The sequence below is a fragment of the Paenibacillus sp. 10L310 genome (assembly GCF_056395745.1).
This window is the reverse complement of sequence record NZ_JBFTKC010000010.1, coordinates 228,712-245,084: the sequence shown is the minus strand read 5'-3', so window position 1 is coordinate 245,084 and position 16,373 is coordinate 228,712. Positions and strand designations below refer to the sequence as shown.

Annotated in this window: 12 protein-coding genes; 1 reads left to right on the top strand and 11 read right to left on the bottom strand. The window is 44.0% G+C overall.

Translation table 11 applies throughout. From position 1 onward, the window contains the following. Positions 1-220: 220 nt before the first annotated feature. The 3 genes from AC1DE7_RS21135 to AC1DE7_RS21125 form a co-directional block, all read right to left on the bottom strand. A complete protein-coding gene (locus AC1DE7_RS21135; RefSeq protein WP_076318968.1) occupies positions 221-1,258 on the bottom strand; it encodes an NAD(P)/FAD-dependent oxidoreductase in 1,038 nt (345 codons plus the stop codon). Between the two features lie 159 nt (positions 1,259-1,417). Continuing rightward, entirely contained in the window at positions 1,418-3,391 is a 1,974-nt protein-coding gene (locus tag AC1DE7_RS21130) for an AraC family transcriptional regulator (RefSeq protein ID WP_477535105.1), read from the bottom strand. A 188-nt stretch (positions 3,392-3,579) separates the two neighbouring features. Then, positions 3,580-5,541, bottom strand: a complete 1,962-nt coding sequence (locus tag AC1DE7_RS21125) for an ABC transporter substrate-binding protein (RefSeq protein WP_477535104.1) — start codon at positions 5,539-5,541, stop codon at positions 3,580-3,582. A gap of 206 nt (positions 5,542-5,747) precedes the next feature. Here AC1DE7_RS21125 and AC1DE7_RS21120 point away from each other — a divergent pair, with 206 nt between their 5' ends. Then, the gene (locus AC1DE7_RS21120; RefSeq protein ID WP_076251107.1) at positions 5,748-6,560 is read left to right on the top strand and encodes a hypothetical protein; all 813 of its coding nucleotides are present in this window, start codon (positions 5,748-5,750) and stop codon (positions 6,558-6,560) included. A 264-nt stretch (positions 6,561-6,824) separates the two neighbouring features. Here AC1DE7_RS21120 and AC1DE7_RS21115 read toward each other — a convergent pair whose 3' ends face one another. From AC1DE7_RS21115 to dxs, 8 genes are all read right to left on the bottom strand, one after another. Next, a complete protein-coding gene (locus tag AC1DE7_RS21115) occupies positions 6,825-7,781 on the bottom strand; it encodes a GGDEF domain-containing protein (RefSeq protein WP_477535103.1) in 957 nt (318 codons plus the stop codon). A gap of 422 nt (positions 7,782-8,203) precedes the next feature. Next, entirely contained in the window at positions 8,204-9,013 is an 810-nt protein-coding gene (gene spo0A / locus AC1DE7_RS21110; RefSeq protein ID WP_036614349.1) for a sporulation transcription factor Spo0A, read from the bottom strand. Positions 9,014-9,208: 195 nt separating this feature from the next. Continuing rightward, positions 9,209-10,537 (bottom strand): SpoIVB peptidase, encoded by a 1,329-nt coding sequence (gene spoIVB / locus AC1DE7_RS21105; RefSeq protein WP_477535102.1) that lies wholly within the window; start codon positions 10,535-10,537, stop codon positions 9,209-9,211. 120 nt (positions 10,538-10,657) lie between these two features. Further along, a complete protein-coding gene (gene recN / locus AC1DE7_RS21100) occupies positions 10,658-12,376 on the bottom strand; it encodes a DNA repair protein RecN (protein ID WP_477535101.1) in 1,719 nt (572 codons plus the stop codon). A gap of 55 nt (positions 12,377-12,431) precedes the next feature. After that, positions 12,432-12,881, bottom strand: a complete 450-nt coding sequence (gene ahrC, locus AC1DE7_RS21095; protein ID WP_145322615.1) for a transcriptional regulator AhrC/ArgR — start codon at positions 12,879-12,881, stop codon at positions 12,432-12,434. An 84-nt stretch (positions 12,882-12,965) separates the two neighbouring features. Next, positions 12,966-13,451 carry a hypothetical protein gene (locus AC1DE7_RS21090; RefSeq protein ID WP_100527188.1) on the bottom strand — a complete coding sequence of 162 codons (486 nt, stop codon included), beginning with the start codon at positions 13,449-13,451 and terminating at the stop codon, positions 12,966-12,968. A gap of 84 nt (positions 13,452-13,535) precedes the next feature. Further along, a complete protein-coding gene (locus tag AC1DE7_RS21085; RefSeq protein ID WP_477535100.1) occupies positions 13,536-14,381 on the bottom strand; it encodes a TlyA family RNA methyltransferase in 846 nt (281 codons plus the stop codon). A 22-nt stretch (positions 14,382-14,403) separates the two neighbouring features. Next, complete coding sequence (gene dxs / locus AC1DE7_RS21080) at positions 14,404-16,311, bottom strand: 1-deoxy-D-xylulose-5-phosphate synthase (RefSeq protein ID WP_036614362.1); 1,908 nt, start codon at positions 16,309-16,311, stop codon at positions 14,404-14,406. Between the last annotated feature and the right edge of the window lie 62 nt (positions 16,312-16,373).

The window sequence follows — 16,373 nt, the reverse complement described above, 5'->3', positions numbered from 1 at the left end:
TGCAAGGTGCCATGGCCATATTTACTGTTAATCTCAAGCGAATCATTACACTCATGAAAGACTCAAAGTAAAAGGATAGAGAAAAAGGCTATATTCCGTTCCAATGTGAACGAAATATAGCCTTTTTGATTTAAAATGAATCTTAACAAATTAGAATCGTAAGTTTTTCAGTGGCCTCGAATGAACCCGAAGTCATCTTAATATAACCGATCGCAGACTTTTATTCTTCTACAACGCCAAGAGCTTTATTTTTCTCCTTGAAACGACTGTTATGGGAAGAAACGTAAGCCACTTTCTCCGCTTCAGGGTCCATGTAAAGCTTCGCACTGTTTACCGCTAAGGCTGCATCTGTGAAAGTACCCGCAATCAGGTACAGTTTGCTACCATAATCTACAAAATCACCTGCGCCAAACACGCCGGGAATATTGGTTTGCAATCTCTCTGTTGTAGTGACATGCCATTCGCCAAGATCAAGTCCCCAATCCCGGATTGGACCAAAGTCACTCTTCATGCCATGGTTTACAATGACAGCATCTACTTCAAGCAGTTCAGTTTCGCCTGTGTCCACGTGTGAGATAGTCACCTGTTCAATCACATCACCACTCATACTATGCAAGGTCTCTACCGCATATGGTGTACGGACATCTACAGAGGATTCTCTCATACGCAGTACATTACGCTCCAACCCGCCAAAGCGGTCACGACGATGCACAACCGTAACTTGCTCTGCCAGGGCTTCCAGTTCATTCGCCCAGTCCACAGCAGAGTCGCCTCCACCCGAGATCAACACACGTTTACCACGGAATGGCTCCAGTTCTTGCACGGTATAGTGCAGATTGCTAACCTCGTAACGGTCTGCACCTTCAAGCTCCAGCTTGGCCATTTTATATATACCATATCCGATTGCCATAATGACGGTACGTGTCCAGTGTTGCTCACCTGTTGCAGAAGTTAGCAGAATTGTGCCATCAGGTTGACGCTCGAATCCTTCGATCTGTTGTTCAAATACGAGGGTTGGCTCAAAGGTTTTTGCCTGTTCTTCCAATTGTTTGATCAGATCTTCACACAGAATTGGCGTCACACCCCCGACATCCCAGATCATTTTCTCCGGATAAAAGAGCATGCGACCTCCCAATCTGTCACGTGCCTCAATCAACTTGGTCTTCATATCTCGCATGCCGCTATAAAAGGCAGAGTACATGCCCGCAGGGCCACCGCCGATAATGGTTACATCATAAAGTTCCAACTGCTGATTCATATTAAAAATACCTCCGTTAATTCGATCCAGAACATCGAGTATTTGATATCGATTCTCATTATCACTTAAATCCTAGTGTAATGGTAATCTTATCAAAATACAATGGCTAAAAAACAAACATTTCTTGTACAAAAATTTCACGAACACATCTGCTCTTTACTATTGCGCTCTTGGAGCCGCCAACAGCTTTTCAACGACAAAATCAAGTTGTTTATTAATTGAATAGATATCCGAATAATAGAAGAAATCGAAATCAATCTCAATCAGACGACCTTCTTTAACAGCCGGGATGCTGCTCCATATTGGATCATCCGTAAGGTTATCTGCCCCTTCATACACCGAACGAAACACGTAGTCCCCGATATATTCAGGCAGTACTTCCATGGATAGATTAGAGCCTCCCGCTTCCGAAACTACATCAATTTTCTTTTGTACCACTTCAGGTGCTTTCATCCCCAAGTATTCATATAGTGCCTGAGATCCTCGGCCATATTGCTTGCTCTCTACAACGACCATACCTTTCAAACCGCCCTCCACAATGGAAACCGTTTTGTCCAATATGCCTGCATCTGCTAGTGTTTGCTTACTCTCTTCGACTTTGCTATTAAGATTATTGATTAATGTCTCAGCTTCCTGTTCTTTGCCAAAAATACTCGCTATACTCTGGAGTCTTTCTTCTGTTGTCATTTTCTCGTATGGAATATATACCGTTGGTGCGATATCCTTTAACAAAGTATACGTCTCTTCTGAAGGAACAATGATCAGATCCGGATCAAGGTCAATGACAGCTTCAGGATTCGGTTCGAACCAGGTGCCTAGTGAATTTACACCTTCAAGCTCACTCTTGTAGGCAGCCCCGTTGAATACTTCAGATGTAGCGATTGGCTTAACTCCCAGTGCGACGACATCCCCCTGGAGATACAATACAACAACCCGTTTTGGATTCGCTGGAACAACTACGTCACCCTTAACCGTTGAGACCGTGCGTGTTTCATTGTCTTTGTTCGTCTGGCTTCCTGTATCTGATGATACTGCCGTACTGCTGTTATTGGAATTGGTACCCGTTCCTTCGCCGGCTGCTGGTGTTGTTGCTGTACCTGAAGAGCAGGCTGCGAGGAGCATCGTTATGCTCAATAATGCAACCATAATCATACTGGAACTTGATTTTCTTCTTTTCATTGGTGTAGACCCTCCGTCTATATATTGATAATGATTCTCATAATCAATATATCCCGACTTCCATCTTCGGCCAATGGACGATTCAGAGATTACCAATGGACGATCCTCTGCTCTCGCTTCTTCTCTTATCTTTCGTTGATACTGAATGGGAGAAATTCCCACATGTTTTTTGAAGATACGACTAAAATAATACACATCCGAATAACCCACTTCTGCTGCAATTTCACTCAGCGTTGCATCAGATCGTACAAGCAGATTCCGAGCCTTGGCGATTCGAGTCTGAATTAAATAATCAATCGGACTGTAACCCGTCTGTCGTTTGAATTGCATGGATAAATGTCGGGAGCTGTAGTTGAATTGTTCAGCCAGGAAATCAAGCGTGACCTGTTCCCTATAATGATTCTGTATATAACGAAGTGTTTGTTTCACCGGGTCAGCAAGCTCTGTTTTGATCTCCTGCTCTGCCAATTGAACCATCATTTCATGAATGAACTGGTAAAATAAACTTTTTGTATGAAGCAGATCCAGACTGCCAGATTGACTCCATGCACCTTCAAGCTCATCAAGGTAACGTAATAACCCCAGCGGACTACTTGGCGCAAATCCATATTGCAAAGAGAACGGTGCAACTTCCGGCTGTGCCAATAACCACTTTTTACGATAACTAGGAAAGGCAAGAAATGCTCTGTAATAGAGCAGAATATATTCGAAATCTTCGTTGGTTTGGATATCCAGTGAAGATCCTTTGGCCCCATGAAGCATGTAGAACCGCTCTGCCTTGTATGTTTGTCCATCCAACTGAAGCACAGCAGATCCTCGAATCGTATATATAAAACCATTTGCCGGAAGTGTGTAGGAACTCAGTTGTGCCCCTGCCTCCATAACGATTCGGCGTATATCCAGAACCTTAACAGCGGCATGATTCCAGCATTTCATCTGTTCGTCTAATTGCATCGAATACTCTCCAATCCCAACCTCACCCGGAACAAAGGCCTTACAAGGTCATCATTCTGCCACACATCCGATAACATATGCCTAGCAGAGGTTCACTAATGTACCTTTATTATAAATGATAATAATTTTCATTATCAACTGAAATTTAGAATGGAATTGGATTTCATCTCATCAATCACTTGTTAGACTTAATTTGGTTCAGAGATCTCCTTAAACCACGCGGCCAATTCCTCTGTTTGATCCAATGTTGCAATCGGGTCAAAGTACCATGAACGATCCGGGCTCCAGATAAACACACGATCATTTTTAACCGCATCCAGTGAACTCCAGACCGGTTTCGATTTCAACTCTTCCAGGGTCAGATTATCTGCTGTTAGAATGATATAGTCTCCGGCAAATTCAGGAATCGCTTCCGATGAAACTTCAACCAGTTGATCCTTCATTAAGATCTCTTTTTTATCTGCAGGAGGATTCAAACCAAGCGCGCTGTAGACTGCCTGACCTCCCCGACCAAAATTATCACCAAAGGCCAACGGTGCTTTATCATAGAACTGCATGACCGACACCTCGGCCTGCGGATCAATTGCCTCACTAACACGTTTCTTGGCATCTGCAATTCTTGCATCATAATCGGATAACCATGCCTCAGATTCTTTTTCTTTATTTAACACTTCACCGAAATAGGTAATTTCTTCGTGGGTATTTTTCAATTCACCATAAGGTACAACCAAGGTAGGTGCAATTTTGCTAAAGGAATCAAATAAATCAGGATTACCTGTCACAATGAGATCCGGTTCAAGTTCCAACACCTTTTCTAGAGAGATGGTTTCATATTCACCAATATTCTGCACACCCTCAAGTGATTTGATAAAATAAGGATTCTTCAGGTTCATCTCGGGTGTACCCACAGGCTTGATCCCCAAGGCAATCAGACTTCCCAGATACAAGTCAACCACAATCCGTTTAGGTTCAGCCGGAATTGTAATGTCTCCCTTAACCGTTGAGACTATGCGGGGTTCCGATGATTTGCTTTGATTCTCCGCTGTTACTGTCTTCGTGGAACTTGACGTACTATTGCTTCCGGATGCATCCCCGCTCGAATTACTGGCAACACCTGTAGAGCAGGCACTCAGCAGTAATGTAAGACTTAATAGAATACTAAGCAGCATTCCCGTTCTTGTCTGTCTGTTCATATTTATTGACCCTCCATGCTTATATTGATAATGATTATCACCATCAGTATAAACATACCTTCCACTTCCACCTCTGAAAATGTCATTTCGCGCCACACCTGATGTCAGATCAGGCCAATATAGGGGTGCTGAGGTCTTTTCTTTAAATTGCAAAGGAGAAAGACCTGTATGTTTCTTGAACATACGTCCCAAATAATATCCATCCGGATAACCGATTCCTACAGCGATCTCATCCAACGTGGCGTCCGTTTGCAGCAACATCTCCTTGGCTTTGAACAAACGAAACTGAATCAGATAATCAATGGGACTATATCCCGTCGACTGCTTGAACTTGCGTGACAAACTTCTTGGGCTGCTGCCAATCATTTCTGCTAAAACATGAAGTGTAAGTGGCTGGGTGTAGGAAGACTCTACAATTTCAATGACTTTGCTAACCTGATCCAACATACTTGGATAACGATTGGATATACGAGGAATCTGTGATGAGATCTGCTCCACAAATGCATAGAACAAACTCTTGGCCTGAAAGTGCTGAATAGGGTTCTTTTGATCCCACAAAAAGTGCATCTTTTTCCATTGCTCATATAGAATGATTGGCATATCGGGGGTAAAGCCATAGTTCATTTGGAACGGATTGATACGCTCCATTAACCTTCCCAGATCGTTTCTCCCTCCACTAGGCAGGTTTGCTTTGTACATCAAGTAATATAGGCGCAATCCGGATTCGCCTGCTTGAATCACCAACTTACTCCCTTTTCCCCCATGGAAAATATAAAAGCGGCTCACTTCATATGTTTGATTGTCAATCGTCACTCCAGCATCACCCTGAATGGTGAGTACAAAGGTACTTGTCGGAAATTTGTATTTCATCTCTTCATATGCCTCTAATTCAATGTAACGGATATCTGTTATGCTCACCGCAGCATAGTTCCAGAGGATATAATAATCATTCCACATTTTGCTAACCCATCTCCGTCTACATAAATTGTGTCTGTACTCTACTCACTTATTGATAAACATTATCAATTATTATGATGAAGTACGCAATACAACCGACGCAAAATGAATCCATTGCGAGGAAACAAGAGATATTCAAATATTTCTCTTAAAATCCGATATATGTAAATAGAACCATGATAAAGTGGAGAAGGAGAACAGAGGATATGAATTCAATCTCATCTGCAACCAAAAGCAGTTTCACTCCCGGGAATCAAGTCTCCAATCGGGATAAAGAAATTCAGGGACTCATGCAGCAGAAGATCCGGCTCAATGAAGAAATGCAAGGTGTAAAAACCAATGACGAGTTGGATACCAAAACCAAAGCTCAGCGAATTAAATCCTTAACAAGCTCCATTTCCCAGATCGACAGCCAGATTGCCCAAATTAAAGCTGAAGAATTGCAAGAAAAGAACAAATTAAGACAGCCAGAAAAGGCTCAACAGCAACAACCCAAACCAACCGACGAGGCACAAGCCCCTTCACTCGATCATCTGATCAAGCATAGTCAGACTTATGATCAATTGGGTAAGCTGGTCGGTTTGCGTGATCGCATGCAGGGCTCCATTCAGACCACCGAAGGAGAAACCCGCTTTGACCGACTTGTTCTCGAGATCAATCCTCCCGCAAATGATCTCGATCTAGGCAAATCAATGATGTTGGAAAATTCAGAACGCACCGTCTTTCAGGCAAAGCGAGAGACCGTCCAGGACATCAACTCCCAGTTAAACAAGGTTAATCAGAAGATTGGGGAACTGGTGGAAGAGATTCATCAGCCGGCACCTAAAAAAGGGGTACAACCACCTATCTCTGCAACATCTGGAGAAGAAGAGCAGGAAGTAAATGAAGGAAAGAAAACGGGAAGTAAGGAGCACCCATCAGATGGCGGAACCACAGATCAGGAATCAGGAAATGGTCCGCAAACTACGGCTTCTACATCTCATGCTGCTTCATATCCATCCGTCGATATTCGAGTCTGAATACGCATTGATCAAACATACTTATATGTATACATAATGAGCTTAAAGATTAAAGTGGCTCGTTTGCTACACAACCTTTAACTCGCATCCAATGATAGAACCGCTATTACAGGTGACTAACTCCTGATAAATAGCGGTTTTTCTGTATTTTAACGTTATGGGTATAGAGGCGAAGCCTCAGCTTCCGAAGAAGCTTTCTTACAGAAAGCTTTTAGTCCACGTCTTCAGGTTCTCTCTGTCCTCTACGTTCTCGTAATTTTATTTCTAGCACGGAGTACCGGCGGTATCATTTGCACAGATGATACTTCCAGCAATCGCTTTACAACCTTTTTTGATGCGTGTGGCCTCATCAATAATCTGATCTATGTTTTCATATTTTCGCTTGCTATTGGTTACAACGGCGATGGATACCGACACCAGAGGAATGGGCCGTTTCAGCCCGGAGCGTCCTTCCCCCAGAACATATTGATGATGCCAATCATGTTCGTTATAAAATGTCTTTTTCATTTCCTCAAAACTTGAGATGACTTCCTCACTAATATATTTATAATCATGGTGATTTAGGATCGTAATAAAATCATCACCACCGATATGTCCAAGAAAAGCATCAGGGGGAACAAATAGCTTGCGAAGCAAGTTAGCTGTCGCCTGTATAAGCTGATCCCCCATTTTGAAGCCGTAGCTATCATTGTAGGATTTGAATTGATCGAGATCAACGTACAGTACGCTAAATTGGTCCATCTGAAGAGCCTGAGACAGCCTTTCATCTATAATATGATTACCTGGAAGACCAGTCAGCGGGTTCATAAAAATCGCCATTTCAGCCCGTACATCAGCAACAGCGAGTAGCAAACGCCGAATACTCACAGCTCCAAAGAAACTTTCCCCTGACGTGACCAACACAAGATCATATATTTCCCCTTCATCTCGGTCCATGGCTAGAACACTGACATCTGTAATCTGTTCCGAATAATCCACGACCAGTGCCTGTGTGTTCATCACCAGTTCTACAGGACGTCCCATATACAGATTATAGCCATACTGGGTGCCAATCTGCTGAAAGAATCGGGGCCGCATCATTAATGACACACCCTTCTCCCCCATAACAGCTATACCTTCCAGACTAGGATTGGACTTGAAAAGATGATAGACGATATCACATTTTGTATCAGATTGTACTACAGGAATTGGTTCAGCAATCTCGCCTATTTGCGTAAACATACTATTCTACTCCTCTGTTCGTAGCATCTTATCCGAACTTTTCAAATATATATGTAGGTCTTTGTCAATGGTCACATCGTACCACTTTCTACTTGAAAAAGCGTTAACTGAAGGTAAAAGTTTATGAAATATTTCCTTTTCTGAATTTTGCTATAGGGAGCTTACTTTAATGCTTGATCTCAAAATTCAGAAGCAATCATGCAACACTAAATCATCATCATGTTCTGTGTTATTTCGTTATGCAAAAATACCGTCCTTTACTGGATATCTTTAATCCAATAAATGACGGTATTCGTTGGCATATATTACAGAAGTTTATCGGCATGAAATGAACGAATTCAGATATAGGCCGCCAAAAACCATTTGGCTAGAATCAAATTTGAATCCAAACTATACTTGCCAGCTCACTACTCCTGACCCTTTCAGCTTACCTTATGCTCAATTCTCAGCTTGTCAGCAACCATCGCGATGAACTCGCTATTTGTTGGTTTCGACTTGCTGATGTTGATTGTATAACCAAACAAGTGGCTGATACTGTCGATGTTACCACGAGTCCATGCCACTTCAATGGCATGACGGATCGCACGTTCGACGCGGGACGGCGTTGTTTTGAATTTTTCGGCAATCGCCGGATACAGTGTTTTGGTGATCGCTCCCAAAATTTCGATATTGTTATACACCATCGTAATCGCTTCGCGCAAATACTGATATCCTTTAATATGCGCAGGAACGCCGATTTCATGTATGATGGACGTAATATTTGCATCCAGATTTTTGTGTTTGCCCATTGGCACAACATTGGATGATTTCATGAACATGGATGATCCGCTGCTTGTGGACATCGCCGTCTGTGTTCCCACCAGTTGACGCACACGATTCGCAAGCACTTCCATGTCAAACGGCTTAAGAATATAATAAGAAGCTCCGAGTTGCACGGCACGCTGTGTGATATTCTCTTGTCCGAATGCCGTAAGCATAATGACTTTAGGCTGTGGAGACAGGTTCAGGTCGCGCAAGCGCTCAAGCACACCCAGTCCGTCCAGGTGAGGCATGATAATATCCAGAATCAATACATCCGGCACATCCCGAGTTTGCTCCAGCAATTGCAGTACTTCTTCTCCATTGTATGCAATACCGGTTACTTCCATATCTTCCTGCTCAGATATATATTCGGCAAGCAAATTCGTAAATTCACGATTATCATCGGCCAGCAATACCTCAATTTTTTGCAAAACGGTATCCTCCTTTAAATTAAACATCGTTTCGTACATTTCCTTACACGTTTAATTTTCGACACAGCCAGTTAAATTCCTCCTGTCGAAAATTATTTTTCTTTATTTTTTTTTCTTGATCCTATATAATAAATAATTTATTTCATTATCCGATATATTATGTTTGCTTTCGACAAAAAAGAACCTCAGGGCTGTTTAGCCAGCCTTGAGGTTATTATCGTCTTCCTTTTTCATCATAACGCCAGCATCTTGTAACATCCATTCAATGAAGCAACCGTAACCCGATTTTGGATCATTCACGAATACATGAGTAACTGCACCGATCAATTTACCATTTTGTACAATGGGGCTGCCACTCATCCCTTGAACGATACCTCCGGTCTTATCCAGCAGTTTCGGGTCCGTAATTCGAAGTACCAGACCTTTTGTTGCTGGTTCAGTTTGATCTGCCACATGAACAATGTCAATGGAGAAGCGTTCAACTTGTTGACCGTCAACCACGGTAAGTATTTCGGCCGGTCCTTCCTTTACTTCATGAGAAAAAGCGACGGGAATACCTTTCGAATACAGACTGTGCTCAGGATTTCCGGACATTTTACCAAAGATACCAAAAGCCGTATTACGTTCAATATTGCCCAAAATTTTGCTTTCCTTGAGGAAATGAGCACGTTTTTCACCCGGATCACCGGTCTCACTTTTAGAAATGGACGTCACATTGGATTGAACGATCTGACCACTACCCACAACAATAGATGTTTGTGTGTTCATATCTGTAATGACATGGCCCAGTGCGCCATATACGCCCTGATCGGGAGCATAGAAGGTAAGTGTGCCAACACCGGCTGCAGAATCACGAATGTACAATCCAAGCCTCCACGCTTGATCCTCGGAGTCATACGCCGGAGTTAATCGTGTCTTCACCGTTTCCTTACCACGTTTTAACACAACATCAATACCTTTTTTACTTTTCCCTGCAAGTTCAACGGCTTCAGAGACACCTGCTACGCCATCCAGACGTTTACCATCCATATGCGTAATCAGATCTCCGAGCTTAATGCCCGCTGTTTCTCCGGGCGATACACGCTCATCCTGACCGGAACGGACCAAATGATGTCCAACCACCAGAATGCCTGCCGATTTAACTTTGACGCCAATCGTTTGACCCCCGGGTACAACACGCAAATCCGGTATCACATTCACATGGACTGTTTTGACCGGAATTTTACCCCACAACTTCAACGTTAATTTGGCATGTCCCGTCTGTTGAGGGTGAAGATGCAAAGGTTGTTGCCTGGTAACATGCATCGCTGCCTGATCATCCAAACCAACGATATCAGGACGATCTACAACGGCACTTGAAACAGCAGGTACAGCGAGCCGGACATCCGCTTGCCTGCCAGCAAACACCTGCAATTCATCCGGCAGTGAAGCATAACTTTGCACAGGCTGAATGGCCTGGCTAATCACACAAAGAAAGAAGGCAAATAAAAGACCTAGCAATTTCTTCCTGAGGGGGGAATTCAATGGCTGTCACACTCCCTTTGCTTCTTTCGCTTGACGAAAGGTGGTCGCCAATTGCGTACCTTTAAGATAACCTCGCCCCCAGGCTTTTATTACTGTCAATCATTACGCCAGCCGTCCGTTTCACCCTTTTTTGGCTTCCGCCAAATTCAGCATTTCCTGTGCGTGATGCAGTGTTTTTTCTGTAATTTCCACGCCGCCCAGCATACGTGCCAATTCCTTCACTCTGCCTTCGTCTGACAGCGATTCCACCTGCGTCATTGTCCGTCCATCGTAGACATGTTTCTCAATGAGATACTGATGATCTGCCATACAAGCCACTTGTGGTAAGTGAGTTATTGAGAAAACCTGACAAGTCGAAGACAAACGGAACAATTTTTCCGCAATGGATTGAGCTGCTCTACCGCTAACTCCGGTATCAACTTCATCAAAAATCAACACAGGTATCAGGTCATGTCGCGCAAAGATACTCTTCATCGCCAGCATCATTCTCGACAACTCACCACCTGAAGCAATTTTGCCAAGTGGTCGTAATGGCTCGCCCGGGTTTGGTGAGATTAGGAATTCCGCATTGTCCGCACCATGACGATTCAGACGAATACGACGTCCATTCCATTCAATCCCCTTTGGATCTTCGAAAGGAGTAATTTGAACACGCAGTGTAGTCCGCTCCATTTGCAGATCCTTGAGCTCGCTTTCCACCTGTGCAGCAAGTTCCTCGGCGCATTGTTTGCGAACCTTGCTGAGCTCTTCAGCAGACTCCATCACAAGGTTAAGCATTTTGTCACGTTCAGCTCGCAATTTCTCCAGCCGTTCATCCTTGTTCTCCAGTTGGTCTGTTTCATGGCTAATCTGATCATAATAACTCAGAATAAGTTCAACACTGTCCCCGTATTTCCGTCTGAGGCCAGAAATCAGATTCAGCCTTTGCTCCACTTCTTCCAGCCTTGCCGGATTAAATTCAATCTTCTCCCGGTAATCCCTTAACTGAAATGTCGCATCTTCCAATTGATAAAATGCAGATTGCAGCTGTTCTACGATTGGTTGCAGTCCTTTGCTATCATATCCAGAAATGTCTTCAATTCTTGAAAGAGCAATGCTCACAGCTTCAAGTCCGCGTTGACCACTGAGCAGATCATATGCACCAGCAACACTGTCCATCATTTTCTCACTATGGGATAGTTTGACCCGTTCTTCCCCGAGTAATTCATCTTCGCCTTGTGTAAGGCTTGCTGCTGCGATCTCCTCAAGCTGAAAGCGATACATGTCCAAAAGTTGATATGCCCGCTGACTGGACTCCTGAAGGGCACGCAGTTCTTTTTCCGCCGTGATAAACTTGCTGTAGCGCTCCTGGTACTTCGCTTTGATCGGTCCGATGACTTCCGAGCCATAAGTATCGAGAAGCCCCAGATGGCTCTCAGCGCGTAGCAAACTCTGATGTTCATGTTGTCCATGAATATTGATCAGCTTCTCGCCTACTTCCCGCAGCATGGTCAGATTGACCAATTGCCCATTAATGCGGGACGTACTCTTCCCTTGAGTATTCAACTCACGTCGTATAACCAAATGCTCTTCAGGCTCACAATGGATACCCAGCTTCTCTAATGTCTGCCATACCGGATGACTCTGCTCCATCTCGAACAAGGCTTCCATCTCTGCCTTCTCACATCCGTACCGGATCAGATCAGCTGAACTGCGTCCACCGGCAATTAAGCCAAGTGCATCTATAATAATCGACTTACCTGCACCCGTTTCCCCTGAAAGTACATGGAATCCCGGGTGGAATACAACATCCACTTCTTCCACCACAGCCAGATTACGAATCGATAACGTAACTAACATCTGCAAAAACACCTCCGGATGACTAACTCAGAAATTATGTTTTTGAACCATTTATTCAAGAAATGTAACCCATGATCCGCTCAATAACGGTCACACTGTTACCTTCAGTCCGGCAGATAATCAGAATGGTGTCATCTCCACAGATCGTGCCCATGACTTCATTCCACTCAATATTATCAAGCAAAGCTGCAATGGAGTTGGCTGTTCCGGGCAAACATTTCATCACAACCAGATTGTTTGTGTGATCAATGTGCAAGAAGTTGTCAACGAGTGCACGCTTCAACTTTTGAATCGGATTATATCGTTGATCTGTCGGTAAAGAGTACTTGTATCTTCCATCATCCATCGGAATCTTGATTAACAGAAGTTCCTTGATATCCCGGGATACCGTCGCCTGAGTCACCTGAAAACCTGATTTGCGTAGTGCTTCAACCAGATCATCCTGGGTCTCAATTTCATTTTGACTAATGATTTCACGAATCTTGATGTGCCTTTGTCCTTTCATATATGCCTCCAGTTAGATGTATTGCAATAAAGCAGCATTTGTAATTCGCCGCAGACTTTGCCCTGCAATGTTCATTCTTTTATATTAGTCCAGATCATCCCCATCATACACATCTTCCTGATAGTCCATGAGCCTGATTAACTTAATATCGGAATCCTCCACGTCAACATACAGCAATCCTTCACAGCCAGGATATAACAACAAATAATTGAGGAAGCGATCCCTTAGCGCAGGGCCGGTCATATCGATTGGCTGTCTGCGACGAGACGTTTTCACGAGGTATCTGAGATCCTCACGTTCTGCAACATAATCAATGAATAATCTGCTGTAATAAACGGATTCATTGGCCTCAAAAGCCAGAGGGACTTTCATTTTCCCACCGATGACTTCGTAGCCCTGTGCTTCAAGCAAATCCAAGGCCGGGGAATCTTGAATCTTCACGTTCAGTTTCATTCCAGACAAGCTTACCGGCGTCGGTCGGTTCACCCAATTACGCAAGCCAAAGAACAGCCACAAGATCAAACAGACAGCAAGTACACCTATAAAGATTGTGTCATATTGACCATCCATTATCGCTCACCTCGAAGACATATTCGAGGTTCAGTAATGATTTCCCTTTACGTCAATCACCTTTCCAGCGAAAAGAAACCCATCTTATGATGAGTTTCCCGTAAATGTATGAGCTGCTTCCTTTGCAACTTGCTCCGCAAGTGCGTCAAGTGAAGCTGGATCGATCTCTGGTTGTGTTGCCTCTGGTGCTTCCAGACGCCAATGTGCGAGAAATTCTATATTACCTTCTCCACCCGTTATCGGTGAAAAAGTTAAACGCTGCAGATGTAAACCAAGTTGACTGGAAAAATGAAGCATTGTCTGCAATACATCCTTGTGTACCTTCGTATCACGTACCACACCGGACTTGCCTACTTTTTCACGCCCTGCCTCAAATTGAGGTTTAATCAATGCAACGATATCTGCAGGTTGTTTCAAAAGAGCCAGAAGTGGCGGCAATATGATTCGCAGTGAAATGAACGACACATCAATGCTCGCAAAGTTCGGCACGGGTCCCGTCAGATCTTCAGGAGTCACATAGCGGAAATTAGTTCGTTCCATAACAGTAACCCGCTCATCATTACGCAAAGACCAATCGAGCTGATTATAGCCCACATCAATAGCGTAGACGTGAGATGCGCCATGCTGAAGTGCACAATCCGTAAATCCACCGGTGGATGAACCAATGTCGAGCATGACAAGTCCATTCATATCAAGGTCGAAATGACGGATCGCTTTTTCGAGCTTCAATCCGCCTCTGCCGACGTAGGGATGTACCGAGCCTTTAACTTTCAGCTCGGCTTCCCTTGGAATTTTCATGCCCGCCTTTTCGATCGGCTCATTATTGGCATATACCAGTCCAGCCATGATGGCAGCTTTTGCCTTCTCACGACTTTCATAATAGCCCTGCTCAACCAGCAGAACATCAATTCGTTCTTTCGGGAGTGACATGTCTGTCTCCTATCATGTAAATTTACGAAGGAAAACGTGTTTTTGGTATGCCGTAAGATGATTGAACAGCCATCTTGCGCAGTTCAGCACATACATTTTCAACGGTAAGACCCACTTCCTCACGTTGTTCCTTAATACTGCCATGCTCGATGAAGCGATCCGGAATCCCCATCAATTGTACATGAACATCATGTAGTCCCTGTTCTGCATAAAACTCCAGAACTGCACTACCCATGCTGCCTGCCTGGGATGTTTCTTCAAGTACAATCAATTTGGTGCCTCGAACAGCTAAATCACGCAACATTTGCTCGTCAAGAGGTTTCAGGAAGCGAGCGTTGATTACGCCTGCTGTGATCCCTTCCCGCTTCACCATCTCTGCTGCTTCTTCTGCAAGCTGCACCATCGAACCTGAAGCGATGACAGCATATCCCTCGGATGGACGCAGTTGCTCCCATGATCCGATTGGAATCGGAACAAGTACATCATCCAAAGGTACACCGACCACATTGTTTCGTGGATAACGGTAAGCAATTGGACCTTCATTATAATCAAGCGCCGTTTTCATCATATGACGCAATTCATTTTCGTCTTTTGGCATCATCAGAACGATATTTGGAATATGGCGCATAAATGCCACATCGTATACCCCTTGATGTGTTTCCCCATCCGGACCAACAAACCCGGCACGGTCAATGGCAAACATCACGTTGGCGTTATGACGGCAAATATCATGTACAATCTGATCATAAGCACGTTGCATAAACGTAGAATACACGGCAAAGACCGGTTTCAAACCTTCCATAGCCAGTGCAGCACACATGGTCGCCGCGTGCTGTTCTGCAATACCTACGTCAATCATGCGATCGGGAAATTCCTTACTGAACGGAATAAGACCTGATCCTGTAGGCATTGCTGGCGTTACAGCTACGACCCGCTTATCCTGCTTCGCAAGATCAATTAACGTTTGACCAAACACTTCCGTGTACATCGGTTTTCCGACTGCCTTCAGCACTTGACCGGATTCAATTTTGTACGGAGAAATCCCGTGCCACTTGTGCGAATCGGCTTCTGCTGGCTGATAACCTTTGCCTTTGGTCGTGAGCACGTGAACGAGCACAGGGCCATCAACGTTATCTGCCTGTTTGAAGGTTTCGATCAATTTGGGAATATCATGCCCATCAATCGGTCCCAAATACGTGAAGCCCAGTTCTTCAAAAAGAACACCTGGTACCATCATATATTTGACACTATCTTTGATCCAGCTTGCCGATTTGGCCAAACGGTCTCCAATAGCAGGAATTTTTTTAAGCATCCCCTCAACATCATCTTTTGCTTTCAGATAATGACGATCCGAACGAATCTTGCTCAAATATTTATGCATGGCTCCAACGTTTGGAGCAATGGACATTTCATTATCATTCAAAATAACCATCAGTTTTCTCTGCTCATGACCGATATGATTGAGGGCTTCAAAAGCCATACCACCTGTAAGCGCTCCATCACCAATCATCGCGATAACTTGGTTGTCCTCACCCTTCAGATCACGTGCAAGGGCCATCCCCATCGCAGCGGACAATGAAGTACTGCTGTGTCCAGCTTCCCATACGTCATGTTCACTTTCGTTGCGTTTGACAAACCCGCACAGACCGTTATGTTGACGCAATGTATCAAAGCGATCCATACGCCCTGTCAGGACTTTATGCACATAAGCCTGATGCCCTACATCAAAAATCATTTTGTCTGCTGGACTGTTATAACAGTAATGCAGGGCTACCGTGAGCTCAACCACGCCTAAGTTGGGTGCGAGATGCCCACCTGTAACAGACAGTTTCTCAATCAGAAACTGCCGGATCTCTGCCGACAAAAGGGCAAGATCATCCTGAGACATCGACTTTAGATCACTGGGTTGTTTAATTTGTGGAAGCAGCACGAGAATCTCCCCGCTTTCCTAGATTGTTTAGTTATTGTTGTAAATCGATATATACATTATGA